This is a genomic window from Streptomyces sp. NPDC005141 (assembly GCF_053599975.1).
Genome location: NZ_JBSFYW010000018.1, coordinates 30,482 through 56,901, shown reverse-complemented (window position 1 = coordinate 56,901; position 26,420 = coordinate 30,482). Strand labels below are relative to the sequence as shown.

The 26,420-nt window shown below is 68.1% G+C and carries 20 protein-coding genes; 14 read left to right on the top strand and 6 right to left on the bottom strand.

Annotated elements, in window-relative coordinates; all coding sequences use genetic code 11:
* Positions 1–64: 64 nt before the first annotated feature.
* Positions 65–625 carry a hypothetical protein gene (locus tag ACWD68_RS16640; protein ID WP_451807149.1) on the bottom strand — a complete coding sequence of 187 codons (561 nt, stop codon included), beginning with the start codon at positions 623–625 and terminating at the stop codon, positions 65–67.
* A gap of 240 nt (positions 626–865) precedes the next feature.
* Here ACWD68_RS16640 and ACWD68_RS16635 point away from each other — a divergent pair, with 240 nt between their 5' ends.
* A complete protein-coding gene (locus tag ACWD68_RS16635; protein WP_451807148.1) occupies positions 866–1,420 on the top strand; it encodes a hypothetical protein in 555 nt (184 codons plus the stop codon).
* A gap of 158 nt (positions 1,421–1,578) precedes the next feature.
* On the opposite strand, the gene ACWD68_RS16630 is transcribed toward ACWD68_RS16635, so the two are convergent.
* Together ACWD68_RS16630 and ACWD68_RS16625 are read right to left on the bottom strand one after the other, a co-directional pair.
* Positions 1,579–3,054, bottom strand: coding sequence for an FG-GAP-like repeat-containing protein (locus ACWD68_RS16630; RefSeq protein WP_451807147.1), 1,476 nt, complete (start codon positions 3,052–3,054; stop codon positions 1,579–1,581).
* A gap of 422 nt (positions 3,055–3,476) precedes the next feature.
* Positions 3,477–3,665, bottom strand: coding sequence for a hypothetical protein (locus tag ACWD68_RS16625; RefSeq protein ID WP_451807146.1), 189 nt, complete (start codon positions 3,663–3,665; stop codon positions 3,477–3,479).
* Between the two features lie 722 nt (positions 3,666–4,387).
* Between ACWD68_RS16625 and ACWD68_RS16620 the strand changes: the two genes are divergently transcribed.
* The 10 genes from ACWD68_RS16620 (at position 4,388) to ACWD68_RS16575 (ending at position 16,341) form a co-directional block, all read left to right on the top strand.
* The gene (locus tag ACWD68_RS16620; RefSeq protein ID WP_451807145.1) at positions 4,388–5,476 is read left to right on the top strand and encodes a FecCD family ABC transporter permease; all 1,089 of its coding nucleotides are present in this window, start codon (positions 4,388–4,390) and stop codon (positions 5,474–5,476) included.
* Positions 5,473–6,264: an ABC transporter ATP-binding protein gene (locus ACWD68_RS16615; RefSeq protein WP_451807144.1), complete on the top strand. Its 792-nt coding sequence runs from the start codon at positions 5,473–5,475 to the stop codon at positions 6,262–6,264. Before ACWD68_RS16620 ends, ACWD68_RS16615 begins: the two co-directional genes overlap by 4 nt.
* Before the next feature lie 33 nt (positions 6,265–6,297).
* Complete coding sequence (locus ACWD68_RS16610; RefSeq protein WP_451807143.1) at positions 6,298–7,395, top strand: ABC transporter substrate-binding protein; 1,098 nt, start codon at positions 6,298–6,300, stop codon at positions 7,393–7,395.
* Positions 7,396–7,559: 164 nt separating this feature from the next.
* The gene (locus ACWD68_RS16605) at positions 7,560–8,978 is read left to right on the top strand and encodes an aminotransferase class I/II-fold pyridoxal phosphate-dependent enzyme (RefSeq protein WP_451807142.1); all 1,419 of its coding nucleotides are present in this window, start codon (positions 7,560–7,562) and stop codon (positions 8,976–8,978) included.
* 22 nt (positions 8,979–9,000) lie between these two features.
* Positions 9,001–10,344, top strand: coding sequence for an NtaA/DmoA family FMN-dependent monooxygenase (locus ACWD68_RS16600; RefSeq protein ID WP_451807141.1), 1,344 nt, complete (start codon positions 9,001–9,003; stop codon positions 10,342–10,344).
* The gene (locus tag ACWD68_RS16595) at positions 10,337–12,349 is read left to right on the top strand and encodes an FAD/NAD(P)-binding protein (RefSeq protein WP_451807140.1); all 2,013 of its coding nucleotides are present in this window, start codon (positions 10,337–10,339) and stop codon (positions 12,347–12,349) included. The genes ACWD68_RS16600 and ACWD68_RS16595 overlap by 8 nt, the downstream gene beginning before the upstream one ends.
* Before the next feature lie 52 nt (positions 12,350–12,401).
* Positions 12,402–13,232, top strand: coding sequence for a sulfurtransferase (locus ACWD68_RS16590; RefSeq protein WP_451807139.1), 831 nt, complete (start codon positions 12,402–12,404; stop codon positions 13,230–13,232).
* A 193-nt stretch (positions 13,233–13,425) separates the two neighbouring features.
* Positions 13,426–14,403 carry an aldo/keto reductase gene (locus tag ACWD68_RS16585; protein WP_451807138.1) on the top strand — a complete coding sequence of 326 codons (978 nt, stop codon included), beginning with the start codon at positions 13,426–13,428 and terminating at the stop codon, positions 14,401–14,403.
* A gap of 229 nt (positions 14,404–14,632) precedes the next feature.
* The gene (locus ACWD68_RS16580) at positions 14,633–15,034 is read left to right on the top strand and encodes a rhodanese-like domain-containing protein (RefSeq protein ID WP_451807137.1); all 402 of its coding nucleotides are present in this window, start codon (positions 14,633–14,635) and stop codon (positions 15,032–15,034) included.
* Positions 15,034–16,341: an NtaA/DmoA family FMN-dependent monooxygenase gene (locus ACWD68_RS16575; protein WP_451807136.1), complete on the top strand. Its 1,308-nt coding sequence runs from the start codon at positions 15,034–15,036 to the stop codon at positions 16,339–16,341. Before ACWD68_RS16580 ends, ACWD68_RS16575 begins: the two co-directional genes overlap by 1 nt.
* Before the next feature lie 267 nt (positions 16,342–16,608).
* Here ACWD68_RS16575 and ACWD68_RS16570 read toward each other — a convergent pair whose 3' ends face one another.
* Positions 16,609–17,943: an aminotransferase class I/II-fold pyridoxal phosphate-dependent enzyme gene (locus ACWD68_RS16570; RefSeq protein ID WP_451807135.1), complete on the bottom strand. Its 1,335-nt coding sequence runs from the start codon at positions 17,941–17,943 to the stop codon at positions 16,609–16,611.
* A 130-nt stretch (positions 17,944–18,073) separates the two neighbouring features.
* Between ACWD68_RS16570 and ACWD68_RS16565 the strand changes: the two genes are divergently transcribed.
* Positions 18,074–18,388 (top strand): pyridoxamine 5'-phosphate oxidase family protein, encoded by a 315-nt coding sequence (locus tag ACWD68_RS16565; RefSeq protein WP_451807134.1) that lies wholly within the window; start codon positions 18,074–18,076, stop codon positions 18,386–18,388.
* A 232-nt stretch (positions 18,389–18,620) separates the two neighbouring features.
* Complete coding sequence (locus tag ACWD68_RS16560; protein ID WP_451807133.1) at positions 18,621–21,401, top strand: ATP-binding protein; 2,781 nt, start codon at positions 18,621–18,623, stop codon at positions 21,399–21,401.
* Positions 21,402–21,499: 98 nt separating this feature from the next.
* Here the strand turns inward: ACWD68_RS16560 and msrA are convergent, their stop codons facing one another.
* Both msrA and ACWD68_RS16550 read right to left on the bottom strand, forming a co-directional pair.
* Positions 21,500–22,012, bottom strand: a complete 513-nt coding sequence (msrA, locus tag ACWD68_RS16555) for a peptide-methionine (S)-S-oxide reductase MsrA (protein WP_451807132.1) — start codon at positions 22,010–22,012, stop codon at positions 21,500–21,502.
* 813 nt (positions 22,013–22,825) lie between these two features.
* Positions 22,826–24,016, bottom strand: a complete 1,191-nt coding sequence (locus tag ACWD68_RS16550) for an epoxide hydrolase family protein (protein ID WP_451807131.1) — start codon at positions 24,014–24,016, stop codon at positions 22,826–22,828.
* A 421-nt stretch (positions 24,017–24,437) separates the two neighbouring features.
* Here ACWD68_RS16550 and ACWD68_RS16545 point away from each other — a divergent pair, with 421 nt between their 5' ends.
* The gene (locus ACWD68_RS16545) at positions 24,438–26,345 is read left to right on the top strand and encodes a Na+/H+ antiporter NhaA (protein WP_451807130.1); all 1,908 of its coding nucleotides are present in this window, start codon (positions 24,438–24,440) and stop codon (positions 26,343–26,345) included.
* The last annotated feature ends 75 nt before the right edge of the window (positions 26,346–26,420 follow it).

Sequence of the window (26,420 nt, the reverse complement as noted above, 5' to 3'; positions counted from 1 at the left end):
GCTTGGTGGAAGTGGGTGGATTGAAGTCGGCGCGGTAGACGTCGTCCAGGCACTCGGTTGCGCGCTAGTAGTCCTTCCTGTCGGCCAGTGAGGCGCCCTCCTTCGGGTTGACGGCCGCCATGGGGGTGTCGCCCTGGGAGGAGTAGGAGATCTCGTCCTTCGAGACCTGGAACGACGGCCCCGTGCTGCCGGGATGCGCCCAGGTCTGTCTACCGTCCTCTTCGCTCTGCTTGTAGCCGTTCGACTTCAGCGATGCGGTGATGGCGGCCACGTCGAACGAGCCCTCCCAACGGCCCGCGTTCTTGGTGTCGACAGCCGTGTCGATCTGGGTCACTTTCAAGTGCTGTCCCCACGGCCCGGGCTCGTACGCGTTCAGCAGGCTGCTGCCCGGCTGACCGACCGAGGTGAACCGATTCCCATCGCCCTTGCTCAGCTCGCGCACCTTGGCGGCGTCGAGGTAGGTCACCTGGCTTGTGCCGTTGCCGTCGGCCAGGGTCCCCAGCCCCTCCAGCACCTTTGACCCGTTGCCGACCTGGCCGGAGTCGGACGAACAGCCGGTGCCGGCAACCAGGAAGACGGCGAGGGCGGTGCCACCGAGGACAGATCTACGCGCTGTTGTGGGCATGACGAGGAAGCGTACCGGGGCGATCCGGAGAATCGGTCCCCGAGCCGGCATGCGCCCGCCACGGCCGGCACAACCGGCTGCACCACCGGCACAGCCGTCAACTCCCCCACCCACCACACCCACAGCGACGTCGTCATCCGTTCGGTCGGACCGGGCCGGCCTGTACCTCAAGCGCTCCCCCGTCCCTGTCAGGTTCGGTTCTGGCGTTACGCTGCGGGCCGTTGATCGTAAAGGGAAGACATGTTCAAGCAACTTGTGACGGCCGCCGTGACGGCACTTCTGATAGCCGGGCTCGGCGCGTGCAGCCGCGAAGGCGACGCCTACGACGAGGGCACGGACTACTCGGTCGACGTCGACCAGAGCAGCGGGAGCGTTGCCGAGCCCCAGCCGGACACAGCCACCACGACGGACACGAGCGTCTTCGGGCTCCGGGACGAGGTCCGCCACCTCGCCGCCAAGACCACCCGGGCCACACGGCCGCACATGACCAGGAAGTGCACCACGAGCACGCGGCGGGTCAAACACACGACAAGCACCGGATCGGGCACCAAGCGGCGCGTCCGCACCTGGTACTCCACCGAGCAGTCCAAGAACTGCAAACAGGTCCGCAGCGGAACCGAGACCTACACGCGCGTCGTCCGGCGGGAACAGTGGTGCGTCAGCCTGGACAACCTCGGCGGCAACGCAAAACGGGACGACGTCTGGTACCAGGTCAGCAAGACGACCTACGACGCGGCCATCGGCACGAACAGGCACGCCCGTATGAACTTCACTCCCACGGACAGCGGCTGCTGACCTGCTACCCACCGGCCCCTTCCTGCCGACCCCGTTACTGAGTTCTTCAGGTCGAGATCCGATCTCGTACGTTGTCTGCCGACGGCACTGACTGTTCCTCAGCGTCTTCCCGTCGAACGGGCCCGCTGGGGCGCGTTCGACGGATGGTGTTGCGAGCTCTAAGGGATCGCTATTCCGGGGCCGTTGTCGCTGCTCAGGTTCTCGCCGAACAGCGCCTTCGCCGCCGGTGCCCCGATGTCCGTCGGGTTCTGCGCGACAGACTTCGAGGCCGTCAGGCCGGAGGCGGTGCCGCGCAGCAGCCATACCGCGCCGCCGTTCACGACGGTGCCCAGGTTCTCGCCCGGCGCGCCCGCGACCAGGTCCGCCTTGCCGTCGCCGGTGACGTCGAGCAGTCGTGCCGAACCGCCGAACAGGTCACCGGACTCCGCGACACCCGGCACGCCCGCCGTGTCCTGGTGGAACGCCTGCGCGCCCGTGCCGGTGAGCCCGCGCTTGCCGCCCTTGAGCAGCACCACGGCGCCGGCCTTCTTTTTCGAACCGATGGCCTCACCGGGGACACCGACGGCCAGATCGGGATATCCGTCGCCGTTCACGTCGCCGGCGCTCAGCCGCCCGCCGAACTGGTCGCTCTTCTCGCTCACCCCGGGCACGCCCGCCGTGTTCTGTGTGATCGTCTGCGTACGCGTCTGGCTGGGGCCGGACGGCGAGCCGTAGTAGATCTTGACGGTGCCGGGGTCTTCCTCGGTCTCGGTGTCGCCGTTGGGGAAGATCCGTGTCGCGAGGTCGGCGTAGCCGTCCCGGTCGAAGTCGGCGACCGCGGTGCTGGATGAAGAGGTCAGCCGCTGCGGGACGGTGGACAGGCCGTCCTTGGTGCCGAGCCACAGCTTGCCGCCCTCGGCGTGGTTCTCGTAGACGTAGAAGGTCGCGAGGTCCTCGATGCCGTCGCCGTTGAAGTCGCCCGCGGCGGTGGAGTCGATGGTGTTGTCGGTGCTGTACACCTGCAGCCGCTGCTCACGGGCGGGAGAGCCGTCCCGGTCGAAGGGGCCGTAGAGCACGTCGTGGTAGTCGTAGGCATCTTCACTGTTGCCCATGAACAGGTCCACGTGCCCGTCGCTGTCGAAGTCGCCCGCGGTGATGTCTTCGCCGACCTGGGCGTTCGCCGGTGCGTCGATGCGGACGGCGTCCTGACCGGAGACGCCGAACTTTCGGCCCCACAGGACGATCACCGATCCGCCGATGTTGTTCTCCGGCCGGTATTCGCGGGTGACCAGGGCCAGGTCGGTCAGGCCGTCGCCGTCCAGGTCGCGGGAGATCATGTCATAGCCGAAGACCGCGTTGTCGGCGGAGACGCCGGGCACACCAGGGGTGTCCTGGGTGATGACCATAGTGCGGGCGGGCTCGAGGCCGTGCGCCGAGCCGTAGGTGATCGTGATGTAGCCGGCCCACGTATGGCCACCGACCGTCCCGCCGGGGGCTGCGACGGCGAGGTCCTGGTAGCCGTCACCGTTGAAGTCCTCGCGCACGCTGGCGGCACCCTCCCTCGCGGATGCGGTGCCTGCGACGATCGGCACGCTGAACGACCCGATCAGCGCGGCGGCTACGGCGGTCGATAGGGCGGGTCGGCGAATGCCCACGGTTCCTCCTTTGAGCGCGAGCGATGTCGAGACGCGTGCGCGCGGATGTGATTCACCTGAGAGACACGCGGCAACGGCTGATGGTTGTGCACTGAACGGCACTTGAACGGGTGGAAGACGGCTGTGGACCGGCAGTACACGCTCGACGGAGCAGGCCCGCCTCCCGGCTCGACGGAGCAGGCCCGCCTCCCGGCTCGACCGAGCAGGCCCGCCTCCCGGGCGCGCCTTCCACATCGCAGACCACCGGTACGCGCCCTGAAGGCGAGCCGGCGGGGTTGTCTCGCCTCAGGCGCCATGGTGCCGACGCGTCGGATGCCTGAGGGAGGCCACACCCCTCCCCTGTCAGGGTGTGGCCTCCCGTTCGGACTTTCGCTCTGCGTCGCCCGGATTCGCGTACCGGGTGTGCAGGCGAGGGCGTTTCGTCAGTTCACGGCGATAGTCGTGCCGGACTGGGATGCGTCGTGGTCCGTGTTGACGCCCGCCGACACCCGGTAGGAGCCGGTGGCCCGCAGGACGTCATCATCGGAGACCGTGGCGGCGTCCAGAGCCGGGAAGTTGATGACGCGCGGCTCCCGGCGCACGGTCGCGGAGGGCTGGAGCGGGCGTGGCACGGTCCGCGGCTCTTCACATCGGGGTGGACAGGACGCGGCTCCGGGCGCCGGCGCCCTGCTCTCTTCGCCGAGGCGGTGGCCCGCCTGTCGCCGAGTACGGCGATCCGTCGCGTTCCCGGGCCGACCTCGGGCGTGCTGCCGTACGAGCCGCCGACCTGAGCCATGAACGGTCGCGCCAACGCCCTTACGCGGAACGGCAGAACGATCCGGGCAGGGATTGATTCCTTTCACCGGTCGCCATATGATGCGTTTACTGACGGCGGATCAAGAGAAAAGATTCGTCGCGGCGCGAGATCAGAACTTGGGAGGTGGACCGTGACCGTGAACCCCACAGAGGTAGTGGTGCGGTCCGTCTCCCCCGCAAGCCCGTGCCCGGCGCAGAGCGTCGTGCTGCCGCAGACCAACCGCGCGTGCGCGAGTGTGGTGCGGCTCGGCTGTTGTTGTCGCTGTTGTTGTTCGGCTGCAGCTTCGATCTAGCGACCCCGTCGCCCCCTTGGCCGGCGCACTGAGCGCTGAGCCGTGTCTGTATCCGGCACACATTCCCGCATGCAATCCATCGGATCGATGTGTTTTGGGTCAGTCGCACCGCGGTCAGTCACCCTGTCGCGCTGAGCACTGGACCGGATCATATTTCAGAGCAGTCATTTGATTCACCAAACTTTTGCCGACGCGCGTGCCGACTGACAGCGGGCGCGGAGCGTCCGCCTGTGACACGGAGTGTTATGACCAACGCAGTTGCGCGAACCGTCAAGGCCATACCGCTGTGGGGCCGGTGGGGCCGGCCATCCCGGCCGGTGATCATCGGCGTCAGCCTGGTGGTGTCGCTGCTGTCGATCGCGCTGTCGGTTGTCATCGGTACGGCAGGTATCGGCGTGGGCGACGTCTTTCATGCCATCGCCATTCATGTCTTCGGGGCTCGATCGAGCGAAAGCTTCCGCCCCACAGAGGTGATCATCACCGAACTGAGGCTGCCACGCGCCCTGTTGGCGTTCCTGGCGGGTGCCGCGCTGTCGGTGTCCGGGGTCGTCATGCAGGGGCTGCTGCGCAATCCACTGGTGAGCCCTTACACCCTTGGTCTCTCGCCGGCTGCATCCTTCGGAGCGGCGCTGGCCATCGTGCTGTCCAACAAGGCCGGGCACGCGCCGTCCTCGGTCGTGACGATCTTCAGCGCCCTGGCCTTCAGCCTGGTCGTCTCGCTGATCGTCCTCGGAGTGGCATCGCTGAAGCGCATGAAGGCCATCACGCTGCTTCTGGTCGGCATGGCATTCTTCCAGCTCTTCGAGGCGCTCACCTCGGCCACACAGTTCTTCGCCGACGAGAACACGCTGGCCGAGATCGTCCACTGGACCTTCGGCTCGGTCAACGACGCCACCTGGCACCAGGTCTTGGTCGTCTCGATCCTGCTGGCGATCACGCTGCCGTATCTGTTCACACGCGCCAAGGCGCTCAACGCCATCGCGTTCGCGGGCGACGACGCGGCGGCGAGCCTCGGCGTCAACGTACGTCGCACCCGCCTGGTCCTCATCATCGTGGTGGTCGTCCTGACCGCGGTCGTCGTGTCCTTCACCGGCGTCATCGGCTTCGTGGGGCTGGTCGGTCCGCACATCGCGCGCCTGGTGGTGGGCTCGGACCACCGCTACCTGCTGCCGTTCGGGGCCATCGCCGGAGGTCTGCTCATCCTCTACGCGGATGTGGTCGGCCGGGCCGTGCTGTCTCCGGTCGTGATCCCGGTCGGCATCGTCGTCGCACTCATCGGTGCGCCGCTCTTCATCAACCTCGTCCTTTCGAAAGGAACGTTGGCCCAGTCATGACGCTGTCCGTCGAAGGCGTGGCCTTCTCCTACTCCCGCAACCGCTCGGTGCTGCACGACGTGAATCTGACGATGCGCCAGGGCGAGTTCGTCGGTCTGCTCGGCCCCAACGGCTCGGGCAAGTCGACGCTCACGAAGCTCATCGCCCGCGTCAACAGGCTGCGCACCGGGTCGATCAGGTACGAGGACAAGCACCTCAACCGTTTGCGGATGAGCGAACACGCCAAGGTGGTCGCCTACGTACCGCAATCGGGGGAGGCGACCTTCCAGCTGTCGGTACGCGAGTCGGTGCTGCTGGGCCGGACGCCGTACTTCGGGATGCGGCCGCGCCGCCAGGACTGGGACATCGTCGACGCCGCGATCGAGCACATGGGCCTGACGGAAATGACCGCCCTCTCGGTCGGCAACCTGAGCGGCGGCCAGGCGCAGCGGGTCCTGATCGCCCGTGCCATCGCCCAGGAGCCGGAGATCCTGCTGCTCGACGAACCCACCAGCGCACTGGATCTGCGCTACCAGGTCGAAACGCTGCGCCACGTACGTGATCTGACACGCAGTCGGAACCTCGTCTCACTGATCGCGATCCACGATCTCAACCTGGCGGCTCGCTTCTGCGACAAGGTCGCGATCCTCCAGGGCGGCCGGATCGTCGCGTTCGGCCGGCCCAACGATGTCTACGACAGCCAGGTGTTGGAGCGCGTGTACGGCCTCGAGGTCGATCTCTTCGAACGCGACGGCGCTGTCCAGGTACATCCCATCATCGAACCGCTGCCCGTTCCCGCCGTGTCCTGACGCTCCGCGTCGCCTTCACCCATGAGGAGAGAAGTGATCCATCCATCCACCCGCCGGCTGCGCAAAGTCGCCGCCGCGGCCCTGCTGACCGTCACCGCCCTGATCGCGACCGCTTGCGGCGGGAGTTCGCAGGACGGCTCCGACGGGGCGGCGAGCCGGTCGGGATCGAGTTCCGGCGCGTCCCCCGTCACGGTCACGGACAGCGTGAAGCGCAAGGTCGACTTCCCGAACGGTCCGATCAGCAAGGTCGCCATCGTCGGTGGCTTCAACGTCGACCTCGCGCTCGCCCTCGGCGCCCGCGATCAGATCGTCGGCATCGACGAGACGACGATCGACCAGGAGAACTTCGCCGGCTTCCCGAAGAGTCTGTCCATCGGCGCGAGCGCGGACGCGCTGAACTACGAGCGCATCATCCAGAGCGGCGCGCAGGCCGTGGTGTTGTACGGCAACCATCCGTGGCAGGCGGCGGAGTCCTCGCTGAAGTCGTCGGGCGTCAAGGTACTGGTCGTGAGTTCCTGGATATCGCAGGACTGGAAGACCAACGTGCGGCTGCTCGGCAAGGTGCTGGGGAGCGACAAGGAGGCCGCCAAGGTCCTGGCCTTCACCGACAAGGCCGGCGCGCTCACTGCCCGGGCCGGGAAGGTGAAGACCCAGGCCACCGCGTACTACGAGGACAGCGCGGGCAAGACCATCGGCGAGGAGGGCGGCAAGACGCTGGCGTTCGCCGACGCCAACATCAAGAGCATTTTCGCCGAGAGCCCGGGCAACACCATCGATTCCGACCCGGCCGCGGTACTGGCCGCGAACCCGGACGTCATCGTGGTGGAGACCGACAACCTCTATGGCGGGCGATCCGACACGGAGTACAAGGCGATCGCCGACAAGCTGCTCGCCCGGCCGGGCTGGAAGAACCTGAAAGCGGTGAAGAACGGCAAGCTGTTCCTCTACAACCCGTGGGCCTTCGACCTGGCAGGCAACCAGATCTCGCCGCTCTTCTTCGCGACGTTCGCCTACCCTGACCGCTACCGGGACGTAGACCCCCTGTCCGTCGTGGAGGAGTGGTCGAAGGACTTCATCGGCGCCACGAAGTTCACGCCGCAGGGCTACGTGTATCAGGTGGCGGCGCAGTGACCTGGCGCGTCCGGACGGGGCTCCTGTCGGTCCCGGTCCGGACGCGCCGCCTGCCTTGCCACGAGGAGTCGAAGAGAGGGGCAGCGCCTGCCGGCTCAGTCGGTCGTGGCGCCCGACCGGCGCACAGACCGACCGACGCGAGGACTGCGCGGGCGAACGAGACGATGGCCGAAGAACACGCGAATGAAACCCCGTACGCCGCTGATGTCGAGCAGCTTGACGACGACTGGCTGGTCCATCACATCGCGGCGGCCGGTTCCGCCGAGTCCGTCGTACCGCTGCTCGAACGCAAGATCCGTGAGGGGGCGATCCAGCCGGGCACGCGGCTGCCGACGATCCGCGCCCTGAGTGAGCAGTCCGGGGTGAGCTTCCGCAACATCCGCGACGCCCTCGCCGTGCTGCGCGGCAAGGGCCTCGTCGAGACGCGCCGGCGGGGCGGCACCGTTGTGGCCGATCCTCTCGCCACCCGCCCGGCCCCCACCGTCGAATCCGGGGGTACCGAAGCCCCGGCGACGAGCCCGGTCGGTGAACTCGCCCACGCCTCGTCCGACCCCGAACTGCTGCCGGACCTGACCGACGCCCTGGCCGCCGGTCTGCGCAGCCCCCACCTCCACTCGAACGTCCGGCAGTACATCACCGACCGGCTGCGGACGGTCGCCCAGCGGGACTGGCCGTTCGCGGCCGAGGCGTACATCGCGGGCGGCAGTGGCGCGGAGGCCGCGCTGCTCTGTGTCGGCACCTTGGCCACGCCGAGCGGGAAGCTCGCGATCGACGTCCCGATCAATCCCGGCCTGCTCGATCACATCCGGCGGCTGGGACTCGAAGTGTTCCAAGTACCCGCCGACGCGAACGGGGCCGACCCGGACGCACTGGCCTCAGCCCTGAAAAGGGGCGCCCGCACCTACCTGTTCCAGCCGACCGGTCCCTACGCCATGACGCCGCCCGCCACCGCCGCACGGATCGGGGAACTCGCCGACGTCATCGCCGGTTTCGATGACGTCATCGTGGTCGAGGACGACGCGGTGGGTCCCCTCGCCAACGTGGCGGGCCCGACGTTCGGCACTGTTCTGCCGGGCCAAGTCGTACGTGTGCGCTCGTTCTGCCGGTCGTACGGGGTCGATCTGCGTACGTCGGTGATCGGCGGTCCGCGCGAGGCGGTGGAGCGCATCCGTGACAACCGCAGCTACGGGCTGGCCGTCAACAGCCGCATCGTGCAGGACGCGCTCGCCCACCTCATCGAGAGCTCGGCCACCGCCCGGACGCTCAAGCGTGCGCGCGGCGTGTACGCCAAGCGCAAGGCGGCGCTGGCCGACGCGCTGCTGCGACGCGGTATCACCACCCAGTCCGGCCCGAATGCCCAGTTCCTCTGGGTCGAAGTGAACAGCGAGGTCGACACCCTCATCGACCTCGCCACCGTCGGCTACTCGGTCGGCGCGGGCAGCCGCAGTTTCGTTGAACCACCATCCACAGGCCATCTCCGCATCGCCACGCTTCGTTTGCCGGACGACACGGCGGCGATCGACCAGCTGGCCGACGCGATCGCGCGCGCGATACGCGGGCAGATGCGAGATCTCTATGCCTAGGCATGTACTGAAGGAGACCACCGTGACCGGACCGTCGCGAGCGACGCTCGGCCTGAACCTGAACATCAAGCCGGCCGGCTCGCACCCCGCCGCGTGGCGCCACCCCTCCGTGGACCTGGCGGAGATCAACGACATCGACGCGCTCCTCGACATCGCCCGCACCGCGGAGCGCGGCGGGTTCGACGCCTTGTTCCTTGCCGACAAACTCACCTTCTCGCGTGAACCGGCCGCCGTGGCACCGGCGTTCGAGCCGCTCACCCTGCTGTCGGCGCTGGCGGTGGGCACCAGCCGCATCGGCTTGATAGGCAGCATCTCGACCACCTACTCCGATCCCTTCGTCGTCGCCCGCCAGACCGCCTCACTGGACCGGATCAGCCGTGGCCGGTTCGGCTGGAACGTCGTGACCAGCGCCATCCAGGCAGCCGCTCGCAACTTCGGTCAGGAGGAACTGCCTCAGCACGGCGACCGCTACCGCCGGGCGGACGAGTTCGTGACGGCCGTCAAGAAGCTCTGGGACAGCTGGGAGGACGACGCGATCGTCCAGGACCGCGACCGGGGCTGGTACGTGGACCCGGCGAAGATCCATGCGGTCGATCACGCCGGCGATCACTTCCGGATCGCGGGACCGCTCAATTCCCCGCGGCCTCCGCAGGGTTGGCCGGTGATCGTGCAGGCCGGCTCCTCGGACGACGGCCGCGCGCTGGCGGCCCGGCACGCCGACTCCGTCTACACGGTCGTCAGCACGATCGACGACGGCATCGCCTTCCGTGCGGACCTGCGCGCCCGCGCGGCGGCCGAGGGGCGCGACCCGGACTCGGTGCGGGTCTTCGCGGGCTTCCGCGTGCTCGTCGCCGGTACGACGGACGAAGCGAGGTCCCTCGAAGCCGAGTTGAACCGCCTGGCCGATCCCCGCCATGTACTCGGGCAGGTGGCCCTGTTCAGCGGTTACGACCTGAGCCACCTGCCGCTCGACGCCCCGCTTCCGCCGGTGCCCCCGGTGGAGAGCTCCCACTCCTACCGTTCCCACCTGCTGGCGGTGCACCGCTTCGTGGAGCGCGAACGCCCCAGGACGGTACTGGAGTTCGCGCAGGGCCTCGGAGGAGGGCTCGGCGCGGACAACCTGCTGGTCGGTGACGCCGTCACGGTGGCCGACGAACTGGAGACATGGTTCAGGGCCGGGGCGCTGGACGGCGTCAACCTGCAGCCGGACCTGCTGCACCAGGGCACGTACGCGCTGGTCGATCACCTGGTCCCCGAACTGCGACGGCGGGGCCTGCGTTCGCCGGACTACACGGGAACCACACTGCGCCGGCACTACGGGCTCAGCCGCCCCGCGCGACGGGTCGAGGCCACCGCTCATGCCTGAGGCCGCAGCGCCGAACGCAGGGCCGTCCGAGCACGTCGTCGTGGTGATCGGCAGCGGCTTCCGGGGGACGTCGGTGATTGAGCGGCTGGCGGCGAACACCGGACAGTTCCGGCCGCCCGGCGGTCGGCTCCGGATCGTCTCCGTCGACGAACACCCGCCCGGACCGGGCCGCATCTGGCGCACCGACCAGTCTGCCGCGCTGCTCATGAACACTCCGGCGTCCGCCTTCACCGTATGGCTCGACGGATCGGTCGGCTCCGACGGGCCGAAGGTGGCGGGACCGAGTCTGTGGGAGTGGCAGCAGCAGGTCGCGGCCGTCCTGAACGGGACGCTGGTGCCCGGTGGCGGCAACCTCGGCACCGACAGCCACCTCGCGGACACCGGCCGCACCGTCGTCACCAGGGAACTGGCCGCCGATCTGGCCCGGCGGCCCGAGTTGACGGGTTCGGTCAGGGCCGCGACCGCGGACTCCTGCACCCCGCGTGTGCTGCTCGGCCATTACCTGCGGTGGTGCCACGAGACGGTGGTCGCCTCGCTCCCGGAGGGCGTGCGCCACGACTGGCAACGTGACCGCGTCAACGACATCGAGCGGGCCGGGGCACGCTACCGCGTCTCCTTCGCGGGCGGCGCCGCGCCGCTCCTGGCCGACGCCGTCGTCCTGTGCACCGGCTGGTCGACGCCCGCCCGTGATCGCGAACCCGGCCGCCCGCTCGCGGCGATCCAGCGACTGCGCGGCGACAACGCGAGCGACCAGGACCTGGCCGAGGCCAAACCGGGTGCGGACGTCGTGGTCGAAGGCCTGGGGCTGAGCTTCTTCGACGTCGCCACCCTGCTCACCGTCGGCCGAGGCGGACGTTTCGTGCCCGACGACGCCACCGCGTACGGGCTGCGATACGAACCATCGGGCTCTGAACCGGTGTTGCACGCCACCTCGCGCCATGGCGTTCCCTACTGGAGCCGTCCGAGTGCGGCGGTGCCGGACGGGGACAGCCGACACCGCTTCCTCGGCGAGGCGCTGCTTCGGCAGCAGCGCCCGGGACGGTTCGACGGCGTGGGCCCGGCGATCGCGCGCGATACGCTCTGGGACTACTACACGCATCTGGCGACGGCGAATCCGAACGCGCTCACCGTCCCCCTGCCGCGGTTGCTGGACGCTCTCGTCGCACTGCCGCCCGACAGTGCGGAGTGGCGAGACGTCGTCGCAGACGGGGTTCCGGACCCGGAGCACCGGCTCGACCTGGACAGCGATGCGGCGCTCGCACTGCGGGTGTGGGACAGCCCGTCAGCGTTCGGGGCCGCTGTCCGGGGCCGGCTGCTCGCCGACCTCGCCGAAACCGCCAAGGGGGCCGCGAGCAGCCTCAAGGTGGCACACCGTTCCTTCGGCAAGGCACGCGGACTGCTCGTCGCCGCGGTGGAGGACGGCGGACTCACCGCCGAGAGCTACTTCGGGAGCTACGCGCACTTCATCGACCTCGCGTTCCGTCTCAACAACGGTCCGCCACCGGTACGCCTGCGGCAGCTGCTGGCGCTCCACGACGCCGGTGTGGTCAGGTTCCTCGGCCCGCGTGCGACCCCGGACGACCTGCCCGATGCCACTGGTCATGCGCTGTGGCGCTCGCGGGCCGTCCCCGGTCCCGGCGTACGGGCGGACCTGGTGATCGAGGCACGCGTACCGGCGCCGAGCCTGCACACCGGAACAGATCCGCTCCTGCGGGGACTTCGGCACCGAGGGCTCGCGGACGTCTTCCACCTGCCCTCGGCGCACGGGCCGGTACCCACCGCGGCGCCCCGGGCCGAACCGCTGACCGGCCGCCTGCTCGGGCCGGCCGGTGCGGAGGAACAAGGTCCCGCGTCGCAGCTCTACGGGCTCGGCGTCCTCCTGCGCGACACCCGTGTGACCTCGCTGGCCGCTCCGGCGCCACGCAGCGACGCCGCGGCGCTGCGCGAGACGGACCGCACGGCCCGCAGCGTGCTGGCCGGACTGTGGGGTGGTTCCCCCTCATGACGCGTGGCCCTGACCTGCCGGAACCGTTCGAGAACAGCGAGGCAGGAGAGCGATGACAGGCACCGGGACCCGTAAGGCCGTGATCTCGGCCGAGCACCTGCTGAAGGAACTGGAGCGTGGCCGCGACGTCGTCCTGCTGGAGATCGGGCGGGAGCCGGCGCACGCCCTGGCCGCGTCGGAGCGTCTGCCGGGTGCCCACTTCGTCGATCTGTCCACGGAACTCGCGGGCGCGCGGTACCCGGGCTCCGGCACGTACCCGCTGCCGAGCGAGGAGGCGCTCCAGCGTCAGGTGCGGCGATGGGGAATCGACGACGGCTCGGTCGTCGTGGTCCACACCCGCGCGGACCCTCCCCTGGCAACCCGGGCCTGGTGGATCCTCACCTGGGCGGGGGTGCCCGATGTCCGCTATCTCGACGGGGGCGTCGACGCTTGGGTCGCCGCGGGCGGCCGGCTCAGCCGCGAGGAACCGGCGGAGGGGAACGGCGGGTTCACGGTGACGGTGGGCTCGCTGCCGACGCTCGACGCCGAGGGAGCGGCGCGGCTGCCACGGTCCGGCACGCTGCTCGACGCCCGCCCGGCCCACGCCTATACGGGTGAGAAGGGCGGAGGGCACATTCCTGGTGCGCTGAACCTGCCCAGCGCCGCGAATATCGGCGCGGACAGCCGGCTGAAAGGACAGGACGAGCTTCGGGAGCAGTACGCCGCGCTCGGCATAAAAGGAGAGACCGAGGTCGGTGTGTACTGCGGTGGCGGTATCGCTGCCACTTTCGACATTCTCGCCCTGAGCCTGCTCGGCATCTCCGCCAGGCTGTACCCCGGTTCATGGTCGGAGTGGAGTTCGGACGCATCCCGTCCCGTCATGAGCGGTGACGGGACGGGCTGACGAAAACACCTCTGCCGCGGTCGGTTCGGTCTCGATCGCGACGCATTGGGACCCCATACACACCGTCCGCCACGAACTCCACACATCACTGCCCCGCCATGAACCCCGTACATCACCTTCCCGCCACGAACCCCATCCATCCCCTTCCCGCCAGGATCACTTCTCGGCGGGGCATGAAAACAGGAAGAAGTCGATGGAATACACACGTCTTGGAAAGTCCGGCCTGACCACCTCCCGGCTGATCATCGGGTGTATGAGCTTCGGCGAACCCGACCGTGGACCGCACCCGTGGTCCATCGGGATCGACGAAGCGCGCCCCGTCGTCCGCGCGGCGCTGGATGCCGGAATCACCTGCTTCGATACGGCGAACGTGTACTCCGACGGGACGAGCGAGGAGATACTCGGGGCCCTGATCCAGGAGTTCGGGGTGCGCGAGCAGGTCGTCATCGCGACCAAGGTGAACGGCCGCATGGGCCCTGGGCCGAAGGGCGGCGGACTGTCGCGCGGCGCCATCCTGAGCCAGGTCGACGCGAGTCTGCGACGCCTCGGCACGGACTACATCGATCTGTACCAGATTCACCGCCTGGACCGTTCCGTGCCGGTGGAGGAGACCCTCCAGACCCTTGATGACCTGGTGCGTTCCGGGAAGGTCCGCTACATCGGGGCCTCCTCGATGCATGCCCGCGAGTTCGTTCGGGCGCAGTACGTGGCGGACCTGCACGGCTGGACCCGCTTTGTCTCGATGCAGGATCAGTACAGCCTGCTGATGCGCGAGGAAGAGCGCGAGATGCACCCGTTCTGCCTCGAAGAGGGCATCGGCGTCATCCCGTGGAGCCCACTGGCCCGTGGCCGGCTGGCCCGCGAATGGGGCACGGTGACCCACCGGCTCCAGACGGACGCGCCGGGTTCCACCTTCTACAACCAGGCACAGGATTCGGATCGCGCCATCGTGGAGGAGGTGGGCGCGGTCGCGGCCGAACGGGGCCTCACCCGGGCGCAGGTGGCGCTGGCGTGGAACCTGCACAAGCCCGCGGTCAGTGCGCCGATCATCGGCGTGAGCAGGGTCGAACAGCTCGAAGAGCTGCTGGGGGCGATCGACGTCAAGCTCGACGAGGACGAGATCGCGCGTCTGGAGGGTCCCTACACGCCGCGCCAGCCGGTCGGCTTCTGAGCGGGCGGCTCGAAGTGCCCTCCGAGCGGTCTTCGAGCCCCCCGCGGCCTTACGAATCATTAATGCACTCCGAAATTATGATTCAAGCCCGTAATGTTGCCGCATGGTTGTGTCGACGGCATTGAAGAAATAGAGTTCGAGGCGGCACGGCGGGCGCCCGCAAAATCGTGGATCAATAGCGCGGCGCCCGTTCTGCCGGATCATAAATTGCCGAGGAGGAATCAAGGCCATGGCCAACCCCGAGACCCGAGTCATTCACCACGCAGACCAGTTGATCGAGCCCGATGTCGCCGAGAAGAAGCGCCGGGAGGGGGCTCTCTTCATCGATGTGCGCCGGAATCGGCCGGACGCCCCGAAAGGCGACATCGAGGGTGCGGTGAAGGTGGACAAGGCGCACGCTGATGATCTGCTTGCCCCTGATTCGCCGAGCCTGATATCACAGCTCTCCGACCTGCCGGACGGCGGGGAGATCGTGGTCTTCTGTAATTCCGAATTCGGCTCTGATCCCGTCATCGAGAAATTGAACGCATACGGCTACCGCAATGTCACCCACGTCAGGGGTGGCTTCGCACGCTGGCACGCCGAAGCTCTGCCGATCATCGATCCGCCGCTGCCCGACGGGCCCCGGTAATGGCCGCCGAACGGCCACGCCAGATCCATCTGGCGATGTCGGTCGGGCGGCCCGCCGGCCAACTCTGGCGGCGGAAGGACAGCCGCATCGAGGAGGCCTTCTCGCTCGGCCTGCTGTCCGAGGTAGCCCGGGCCGCCGAGGACGCGAAGTTCGACGCACTGTTCCGTGCCGACAACATGCGCCTCGATCCCTCGCGTGTGCGGGCGAGCGGCCCGCCGCACTATCTGGAACCCATGGTCGTGCTGTCGGCGCTGACGGCACGGACCAAGCACATCGGGCTCATCGGCACCGCGTCGACCACTTTCAACGCGCCGTACAACCTGGCCCGCCAGTTCGCGACCCTGGATCACATCAGCGGCGGTCGGTCGGGGTGGAACATGGTGACCTCAACGGTCGGCGAGGAGAACTACGCGGACCAGCCGCTGCCCTCCAAGGCCGCGCGCTACGCCCGCGCACGGGAGTTCGTCGATGTGGCCATCGGACTCTGGGAGAGCTGGGAGCCCGATGCGCTGGTCCTCGACCGCGAGGCCGGCGTCTTCGCGGACGAGGCGAGGATTCGCCCGATCCGTCATCGCGGCGAACACTTCAGCGTCGACGGGCCGTTGAACATCCACCGCCCTCCGCAGGGCAGGCCGGTGCTGGTCCAGGCCGGCCGCTCCGAGGAAGGCCGTGACTTCGCCGCCACCTACGCCGATGTCGTCTTCGCCGCCGCCGACAACGTCAGCAGCGCCCAGGCGTTCTACGCCGACATGAAGGACCGGGCCAGGCTCAAGGGCCGCGATCCGGAGTCGCTGAAGATCCTGCTCGGCACCCACGTCGTCCTCGGCGCCACCGAGGCCGAGGCGTTGGCGCTGGAGCGGGAATGGGTCGACGGCATCGACATCGGCAAGGCGATCGCCTACCTCCAGACGGTGGTGAGCCCCCACCTGCGACTGGCCGAACTGCCGCTGGATGAGCCGATTCCCGTCCCACTGCTGGAAAAGGCCGAGGCCCTCCGGGAGGAGCAGTACCAGCGGGGCGGGGCGTGGCTGCGTACCCACCACGGGCAGACGGTCCGGCAGTTGGCGATCAAGCACCGACAGAACAGCCTGCACCTCGGATTCACCGGTACACCCGAGAAGGTGGCCGCCGAGCTGGCCGAGCTCTTCCAGGAGAGGGCCGCGGACGGCTTCGTGCTGTCGCACAGCCACCTGCCCGAGGGGCTGGAGCTGCTGACCCAGGGCGTGGTGCAGGCGCTGCGCCGCGCGGGGCTCTTCCGGCACGACTACGACGGGCCGACTCTCAAGCACCATCTCGGAATCGCCTGAGGGCTCGCCCGGCCACCGGCGCGAAGAGCGTTCAGGAACCAGCTGAACCGCCATGCGGGCGACTTTGTCATGCTGAACGCGTTGTCGTCGACGCAGGCGGCCCGCGGGGCGACTGCCCAGGTCATCGATCGTTGAGGCGAGCGTTCCACACCGATGTCTGACCTGATTCGGTCCCGGTTCGCCTGCGGGCGTCGCCTGCCCCGGTGGTGCCATCCGGATGCCATTGCTCCAACTCCCCTGGTTTTCAAGCTCCGCCGGTCCCGGCTGTCAGGCGAAACGTCCGGCGCGGTGCGGGCGGACGGCGGTGGCGATGGCGTCGGCGAGGGCCGGCGCGTCGTCCGTTGTGAGGGGCGAGACGGTGACGCGGATACCGGGCGGCGAAGAGAGCCGGAAGCGGGCGCCGGGGGCGACGGCCCAGCCGGAGCGCAGGAGCCAGGCGACTGCTGCGGCTTCCTCGGGGACTGGAATCCACACGTTCATACTGCTGCGGCCGTAGGCTGTGACGCCGCGGTCGGCCAGTGCCCCCAGGAGCCCGTTGCGCCGGGCGGCGTAGGAGGCCGAGACCGCCGCGATGTCCAAGGCTTCGGTGCGCCAGAGGTGGGCCACGGCGTGCTGGAGCAGACTGCTGACCCAGCCGGGGCCGAGACGGTAGCGGCCTCGCACCCGGTCGACCGTGAGTGGATCGCCGGTAAAGACGGCGAGGCGCAGGTCGGGGCCGTAGGCCTTGGCTGTGGAGCGGACGAGCATCCAGTGCGGTGTGCTGCCGGCGAGCGGGTGGAGCGGCAGTTCGGTCAGGCCGTGCACGTGGTCGTCGTCGATGACGAGGACTTGCGGGTGTTCCGCGAGAATGGTCCGCAGTTCGCCGGCACGGGAGGCCGAGATCGTGGCGCCGGTCGGATTCTGGCCGCGATCGGTGACGATCAGTGCTCGTGCACCCTGGTGCAGGGCCTGCTCCACGTCGTGGGGCAGAGGACCGTCGTCGTCGACGCCGACTGGGACCTGCCGCAGTCCGAGGGCCGGGATGAGATCGAAGACGCTGCCCCAGCCGGGGTCCTCCACGGCCACTGTGTCGCCGGGCCGTAGGTGGGTGAGGAGCGCGCGTTCGATGGCATCCAGGGATCCTGAGGTGAGCGCGACGGGTCCATCGGGGACGCTGTCGGTGTCGAAGGCGTCGCGGGCCAGACGGCCGAGCTCGTCGTCGACCGGCATGTGGCCGTACAGCATGGGTTGGCGTGCATGCCGGGCGGCGGCCTCGGCGAGTGCCTTGTCGAGTGGAGGGAGCAGTGCGGTGTCCGGGTTGCCGGTCGACACGTCCCGTACGCCGAGTGGAACCTCCGGGCGGAGTTCGTCCCGCAGGGTTGTGGCTGCCGGTCGTGGTCGAACCCGGCTCCCGCGCCGGCCTGCGGTCTCGATGAGGCCACGGTCGCGCAGCCGGCGGTAGGCGGCACCGACGGTGTTGGGGTTGACGCCGAGTTGGTCGGCAAGCTCCCGCAGCGGTGGAAGCGAAGCGCCCGGTGCGAGTGCGCCCTGCCCGATGGCACGCTCGATGCTCGCCGCGATCTCCGCAGCACCGCGTCCGGCGAACGTGTACCCTCCTACCACAATCGCCAGTATGCACTAGTTCAAAGAGGATTGCACCATATCGTCCCCGCCCTCCGTCAGCGATGTCCACGCCGCTACGGATCGCATTGCCCCGAGCCGCATCCGCGGGCACGCCTCGCCCGACCGCGAGGTGGTGCACGCGGTCCTGTGCCGGGACCACCTCTGTCACCTCGGTTTCGTCCGTGACGGAGCCCCTGTCGTGCTGCCTTCCCTCTACGCCCGTGTCGGGGAACGGCTCCACATGCACGGCTCCCCCGGCTCTCGTCCCCCGCGCAGCGCCGGCGAGGCGACCCGGCTCGCTGCGCGCCTGACCGTCCCGGACACGGACGGGCTCGGACCGGCCCGGTCGGCCGTTCACCATTCGATCCATTCCCGGTCAGTGGTGACACAGGGAGTCGACCGCGACCCGTCGGTCACGGCCCCCGCCCACCTCACGGCACGCTGAGACGAACTCTGCGCGGATCACCTCCCCCCTTGGACGCCGTCGGCGATGACAAGGCGCGGTAGGACCGACGCACCGCGATCGACTTCCCCCCGGCCGACATCCGGCGACGTGCCCTGCCGGATGCCCTCTGCCCAGCTGCCGCACATCAGCCGCGACGTGCGGCGGCGCGAGCCCGCCGACTCCCTCCTTCGAGCCACTCCCAATGACCCGCGAACTGTATGGAGAGCGTGAAATGATCAGCAGTGACTCCACCAAGCACGGCACGGTCGACCGCCTGATAGGTCGCGACCTTGACCTTCTGCGGATCCGCGGCCTCCTGAACATCGGGGCCGGAGGCGGAGCACTGCTGCTGTCGGGAGAAGCGGGCGTCGGGAAGACGGCAGTGCTCGACGCCCTCGCCGAGGCGGCCCAGGCAGAGGGAACCCAGGTGCTGCGCGCCGCCGGTGTGGAGTTCGAGGCGAACTGCAGCTACTCGGGGCTCAACCAGGTTCTGTTTCCCTTCCAAGACGCGCTGGCCGAACTGGACGCACCCTTCCGCGACGCCCTGCGCGTCGCTCTCGGCTTCGAAAGCGGCTCACCCTCGGAACGGCTCATGGTCTCCAATGCCGTACTGCTCCTGCTGCGTACGGTCGCGGCCGGTGATCCGCTGCTGCTGGTCATTGACGACCTGCCCTGGCTCGACGGGGCGAGTGCGGCCGTACTGGGATTCGTCGCCCGTCGGGCGGCCGGTATCGGTGTGAGCTTTCTCGCCGCATCGCGCTCCGGCTCGCAAAGCCTGTCCGACAGCGGTGCTCTGCCTGAATTCCGGCTGCAGCCGCTGGACGAGGAGTCGGCGGACCACCTGGTCAGTGCAAGGTTTCCGGACCTGGTCGCCAGCGCCCGTCAGCGCCTGCTGACCGTGGCGCACGGCAACCCGTTGGCCCTGCTGGAGCTGCCGTCGGCGCTGCCCACACGGCCGGGCCCGTCCCCGGATGAGATCCCGGCCGTGCTGCCGCTCAGCCGGCGCCTGGAGGCAGTGTTCGGTTCACGGATCACCACTCTGCCGCTGCCGTCGCAGCGCCTTCTGCTGCTGGCCGCACTGGAGGGTGTCGGCGATCTGGGGGTGCTGCAGGCAGCATCGAGGCACGCGAACGACGGCTACGAACTGGAGGACCTCACCCCTGCCGAGCGTGACCAGCTGGTCCACATCGACGAGGGAGCACGAAGGCTGAGATTTCGCCACCCGCTCATCCGCTCCGCGGTGGTGGACAACTCCACCAGCGGTGAACGCCGTGCGGTGCACGCGGCGCTCGCCCATGTCCTCGTGGATCAGCCCGAGCGGCGGGCCTGGCACCTGGGCGAGGCGACCTTGGAACCCGACGAGGGCGTGGCCGCCCTGCTGGAGGCCGCGGCGGGCATCACTCTTCGCCGCGGTGACGCCGTGGGCGGCATGAGGACGCTGATCCGGTCTGCCGACCTCAGCCCTCAGGGCTCCGAGCGTGCCCGTCGACTCGCGGAGGCTGCCTACGTCGGCGCCGAATCCACCGGCGCCCTGCCCAGCGCCCAAAAGCTTCTGGACGACGCCAGGCACACGGCTCGGGATCTGACCGGCCTCCTGCACTCGGCAGCAGCCGCGGCTCTTCTTCTGCTGAACGGCGACGGCGACATCGACACGGCGCACACTCTGCTGGTGTCTGCCATCGAAGGCGGAACCCATGGTTACGACGCCGAGGACAAGACGCTCGTAGACGCTCTGCACACCCTTGCGCTGATCTGCTTCTTCGGGGCCCGTCGCGACCTGTGGCAGCCCTATTACCGAGCGCTGGAGAAGATGACGCCCGAGGCGCCCGTGGTACTTGTCGCGCTGGGCAAGACATTCTCCGACCCGGTGCGCACAGGTGCCGCGGCCTCGGAGGAACTCGACACGCTCATCGCGGAACTGGCCGGTGTGAGTGATCCCGTCCAGATGACACGGGCCGGCACCGCGGCCCTCTACGTCGACCGGCTCGGAGAGGTCCGCGCATCAGCGTGGCGAGTGGTGCGGATGGGACGCGACGGAGGGCCGGCGCGCCGGTACATGTCCGGACTGATACATCTGTGCCTGGACGACTACCTCACCGGAATGTGGGACGAGGCGGCACAACTGGCCGACGAGGGAATCGAGTTGTGCGAAACGCATGGCTACACCGCCTTCGCCTGGTACTTCCTCTACATCCAGTCCATCCTCCACGCCGCACGCGGGGATTCGGGACAGGCGGACGCGACAGCTGAGAAAATCATCCACAGAGCCATGCGCCAGAGGGCCTATTGCGCCGCGCACTACGCCCATCACTCATCGACCGTTGCCGCCCTGGGGCGCGGTGACTTCGCGGACGCCTATGAGCACGCCAATGCCATCAGCCCCGTGGGGAGCCTCACCTCTCATGCGCCACATGCACTGTGGGTCGCAATGGACATGGTGGAAGCCGCCGTCCGGACCAACCGGCAGCCGGAGGCTGCCGCCCACGTGCGCGCCATGCGGGAGGCAGATGTGGCGCGGATCTCCTCACGCCACGCCTTGCTGATGGATGCCGCCGCCGCCCTGGCCACCACCGACGACGACGAGGCCCTTGGACTCTTCACGAAGGCGTTGACGGTCCCGGGGGCTGAGCGGTGGCTGTTCGACTTCGCCCGCGTTCAACTGGCGTACGGCGAGCGGCTGCGACGCGTCAGAGCGACAACAGAGTCCAGAGGGCCTCTCAGCGCGGCGCTGTCCACGTTCGAGCATCTTGGCGCCCGGCCTTGGGTGGAACGTGCCGAGACGGAACTGCGGGCAGCAGGCGGGGGTACACGGCGAACCGGAACATCGAACGTGCACGCGCTCACGCCCCAGGAGCTCGAGATAGCCAAGCTCGCCGCGTCCGGCCTGACCAACAAGCAGGTGGCGGAGCGTCTGTTCCTCTCGCACAGGACCGTCGGGGCCCATCTTTACCAGATCTACCCGAAGTTGGGTATCACCTCTCGGGGCATGCTGCGAGACGCCCTGGAGTCGTGATGGTCCTTGGGCAGAGCAGCACCCATGGGCCGTCACCTGCGGCGCCACCCTCGCGTCAGTCCTCGCTTCGCAGGATCGAAAGGACGGGGGCGGCCGGATCAGGACTCTGTGCGCTTCGGCAGCCGCCAGTTCGGCCGCGGGAAGTGGCAGGTGTAGCCGTTGGGGTACTGGCGAAAGTAGTCCTGGTGTTCCGGTTCGGCTTCCCAGAACGGACCGACTGGCAAGACCTCGGTCACTGCCTTTCCTGGCCACAGCCCCGAGTTGTCCACATCGGCGATGGTGTCCTTGGCGACACGTCGCTGATGTGCGTTGAGATAGAAGATGACGGAGCGGTAGCTGAGGCCGATGTCGCCGCCTTGTCGGTTCATCGTGGTCGGGTCGTGGATCTGGAAGAAGTACTCCAGGACAGTGCGGTAGTCGGTTACGGCCCTGTCGAATGTGATCTCGATCGACTCGGCGTGGCCACCGTGATGTTCGTACGTCGGGTGGGTTGTGTGCCCGCCGCTGTATCCGACCCGGGTGTTCAGAACACCCGGGAGTGTCCGAAGCAGTTCCTGCATGCCCCAGAAGCAGCCGCCTGCCAGCACTGCCCTTTCCTTGGCGATGGTCATGACTCGTCGTGTTCCTCTCGGATGGGGAGCTGTCTGCCGCTGTCCGCCGGTCGCCGCACTTCACGGCGTGTCTTTCGTGCCGTGTCACCGACAGAGACAAGGCGGCCGTTCGGGCCGGCCCGGGGCCGGCTGCGCCGTGGTCCCGGCATCGTCACCTGAGTGGCAAGTGCCCGGGGAGACGGCCGACTTGTGCTGTGGTCCACTGCCGTAGCACGTTGTCGGCGTGTCCTCACTCCACGGTCCAGTGGTGGGTCCATAGCCGAACGACACCGCCGTTGCCGTCCACGACCAGACCGCGGAAGGGGTCAGCCATTGATCAGAGGAGACCGCACCGGGGGCTGGTGACGCGTCGCGGAATCCGTCACACACGGCACGGGCGATCGAACGCGCAATGATGATCGGTGTGTGCACATGTGCCCGTCGTGCGGGGCATGAGGCAATCCGCCTGTCCAACGTCTGGTTGCCCCCGGTGAGAGGGGGCGTGTACGAGAATCAAGAGGGCCCGTGAGCGGGCGGGGACAGGGAGACATCGGGGCCCTGCCGTCTGTGGTCCGGCCCCGTTGCATGGCTGCTCCCATCCCAGGTGGGGCCGATGCCTCCCGCGAACTCAGGGCGGTCGGTTCGACGTTGTCGGGTCTGAACCTCCACGTGCCGAACGAGGACCTGCCGCTCCACCGCGTGAGTTCTGGGAATCCTCAGATGTGGCGCACGACGGCGGCGCTCAGCTCGGGGGCGAGCAAGAGGTCTGTCGCGAGACCACTCGGCCGCCCCGAGCTGACTCAGAGCCTGTTACAGACGGTCGGCGCCATTCGTCTAGCGCATCCGGCGCAGGCCCGTGCGGATCTCGTCGACGAGGCTCGCCGGCTGCTCCCACGCCGCGAAGTGACCGCCCTTGGCCACCCGGTTGTAGTGGACCAGGTTGGGGTACGCCTGCTCGGACCAGCTCTTCGGCGCCGTGTACATCTCGTCGGGGAAGACGCTGACGGCGACGGGAAGCTTGACGCCCTTGATGCCGAAGAAGGCGCTCTTGTTCTCCCAGTAGAGGCGGGCCGCGGAGACGCCGGTGTTCGTCAGCCAGAACAGCGTGATGTTGTCGAGGACATCGTCACGCGTCAGGCCGGTGGCCTCACCGGCGAAGGCCCTGGTGATCAGGTCCAGGCTGGCCGCATCGTGGTCGATCATGTAGGACGCCAGGGCGACGGGAGAGTCCGCGAGGCCGGTCAGGGTCTGCGGGCGGGATCCCATCAGGTACGCGTAGTAGACGTGCGAGTACGCGAACTTCAGCTCCTCGACCGTGGCCTGCTCTTCCTCGGTGAGCTCCGGGGTGCCGGCCGGAAGCGGCTGGAAGTTGGCGAGCGCAGCGTCGATCGCGGGGGGAACGATGCCGGCGAAGTTGGTGTGGATGCCGACCAGGCCCTCGGGCTCCTGGGCACCCATGAAGTCCGTGACGATCGCACCCCAGTCGCCGCCCTGCGCCGTGTACTTCGTGTAGCCGAGGCGCTTCATCAGCTCGGCCCAGGCGCGGGCGATGCGCTGGGGGTCCCAGCCGGTCGTGGTCGGCTTGCCCGAGAACCCGTAGCCGGGCATCGAGGGGATCACGACGTCGAAGGCGTCCGACGCGCTGCCACCGTGGGCCGTAGGGTTGGTGAGCGGCTCGATGATCTTCAGCTGCTCGATGATCGAGCCGGGCCATCCGTGCGTCACGATCAGCGGCAGAGCGTTCTCGTGCTTGGAGCGGACGTGGATGAAGTGGATGTCCAGTCCGTCGATCTCCGTGATGAAGTGCGGCAGAGCCTTCAGCTTGGCTTCGATCTTGCGCCAGTCGTATTCCGACGCCCAGTAGCGTGCGAGCTCCTGGACCGTCGCGAGCTGCGGGCCCTGGGACTGGTCGGTGACAGTCTCCTTCTCGGACCAGCGCGTCGCCTGGATGCGCGATCGCAGGTCCTCGAGCTGCGCGTCGGTGAAGTCGAACGTGAACGGGCGGATCTCGGGCGTGGCAGACATATTCGTCTCCTTGATAAGGGAACTCAAGACGGGCTAAAGGTGAAGTCCTGCGTCGGTTCAACAGGCGTTGCCCCGCAGGAAGGGACCCGCGTCTCTTCCGTGGGCTGATACGGCGGTATGTGGCCGTTGCTGTTTCCCGGTGCCATTTCATGATGGGCTCCGGCTCTGGCCTGGACATCTGCGATGTGACCTAGATTCCTGAGAGGCGGGTGCCGATCTACCTAAGTCACCTGACGTGGCTGCCGTAGTTCAACAGCCACAGCCCCTGCTGATCGACAGCTCCTGAAGCCGGGTGACTGAGTGCCGCCCGGCTCCCGTCAGCGATCCCGACACCGCCTGGACACTCACCCAATGGGGCGCCTCTGCGGCGCCTCAGCCGCGGACGCAATGTCGTCGAGGTGGCGGTGACCATAATCGGAAGGTGAGCGACCGCGCCGAAGACCCCGACGTCACCACCCCGCGACCGTCCGGCATGACGAAAGCGCACTGGCGCACCTTCGCACGTACCGAAACGGGCAGCGCCCTACTCCTCGTGACCGCCGTAGTGGTGGCCCTGATCTGGGCCAATATCGATCTCCACTCGTATGAAACGGTGTGGGGAACTCATCTGTACGTCGGGGTGGGTTCGTACGAGCTGTCATTGGATCTGCATGAGTGGATCAATGGTGGACTGATGAGCTTGTTCTTCCTCGTCGTCGGTTTGGAAGCCCGGCGAGAGTTCGATATCGGAGAACTCCGCGACAAACGCTGGGTACTGCTGGCAGCCGTCGCCGGGCTGAGCAGTATGGCAGTCCCCGCCCTCATTTATGTTGCCTTCAACGCCGGCCGCGACTCGATGCACGGGTGGGGGGTCGCCATGGCCACAGACACTGCTTTCGCCCTCGGGATCCTGGCTCTCTTCGGGTCACGCCTGCCCGCTTCTCTCAGGGCATTCATTCTGTCCATCGCTGTCGTGGACGACTTGGTGGCTCTTGTCGTCATTACCATCTTCTACACCGGCGACCTCCATCTACCGGCGCTGATTGTCGCTGCCGGTGGGTTGCTCGGCATCGCAGGTCTACGGCTGGCGGGAGTACGAAGCAGCGGCCCTCTCGCTCTGCTGGCCGTCGTGGTGTGGGTCGCGCTGTTGCAGGGCGGAGTGGATCCTGTGGTGACCGGCTTGGCCGTGGGGGCCCTGGCCATCGCCTATCCGGCTGGACGCACGGATCTTGAGCGGGCGAGCGGGCTGTTCCGGCTCTTCCGTGAGCAGCCGACCCCTCAGTTGCAACGATCCGCAGTCCAGGGTCTGGCGGCCGCGATCTCCCCCAACGAGCGGCTGCTGGCGAGGTTCCTGCCGTGGGTGAGCTTCGCGATCGTGCCCTTGTTCGCTCTGGCCAACGCCGGTACTCCTCTTGACTCGGAGGAACTCACCGATGCCTTCTCTTCTCCCATCACCTTGGGCATCGTGTGCGGCTGCGTCCTCGGCAACGTGATCGGCATCGTCGGCGCCCTTGCCGCTGCACGGGTCGTGTCCAAGGGGCGGCTGCAACCGACCGTGGGGTGGGGCTCGGTGACCGTGGGAAGCGCCATCGCCGGTGCCGCCTTCACCGTTTCACTGCTGATTGCCTCGTTGGCTTTCGAGGGTGAGGAACTGAATCAGGCGCGGATCGGCATCGTTGCCACGATTTTGGCGGCGTACCTCGTCAGCTCGGCTGTCGCGGCTGCCATCATGATGCTGCCTGAGCGCCAGCAGGCACGCGCACTGCTCGGCAAGCGGCAGCCGCTCAACGATCTGACCTTCGCGGTCGATCCCGATCATGACTGGATCCGGGGCCCGCACAATGCTCCGGTGACGGTGGTCGAGTACGCCGACTTCGAGTGCCCGTTCTGCGGACAGGCCGAGCCGGTGGTGCGGGAGTTGCTGGCCGACCTTGGGGACGACGTGCGTTATGTGTGGCGCCATCTGCCGCTGACAGACGTGCATCCCCACGCCCAACTGGCCGCTGAGGCAGCAGAGGTGGCGGGCGCCCAGGGGGCGTTCTGGGGCATGCACGACCTGCTCATGCAGCGGCAGGACGCGCTCACCGTGGACGATCTGCTGCGCTATGCGCATGAGCTCGGGCTGGACATGTCGGCCTTCCGCGAAGGGCTGGAGAATCATCGCGGGGCGCGGAAGGTGGCGGTGGACGTGGATTCCGCGGACATGTGTGGAGTGTCGGGGACACCGACCTTCTTCATCAACGGTCGTCGTCACCGGGGTGCCTATGACATCGAGACCCTGTCGGAGGCGGTGAGAGTGGCAAGGCAGCACGGTGTGGCGGTAGCGGATCGGAGCGACTTCCGGGAGTGACCTGCCCACTCCCCTTGTCTTCGGGCAAGCGGCGGGAGGGTCGTCAACACTCGGGTGGAGGCGGTTGCTCGAGGA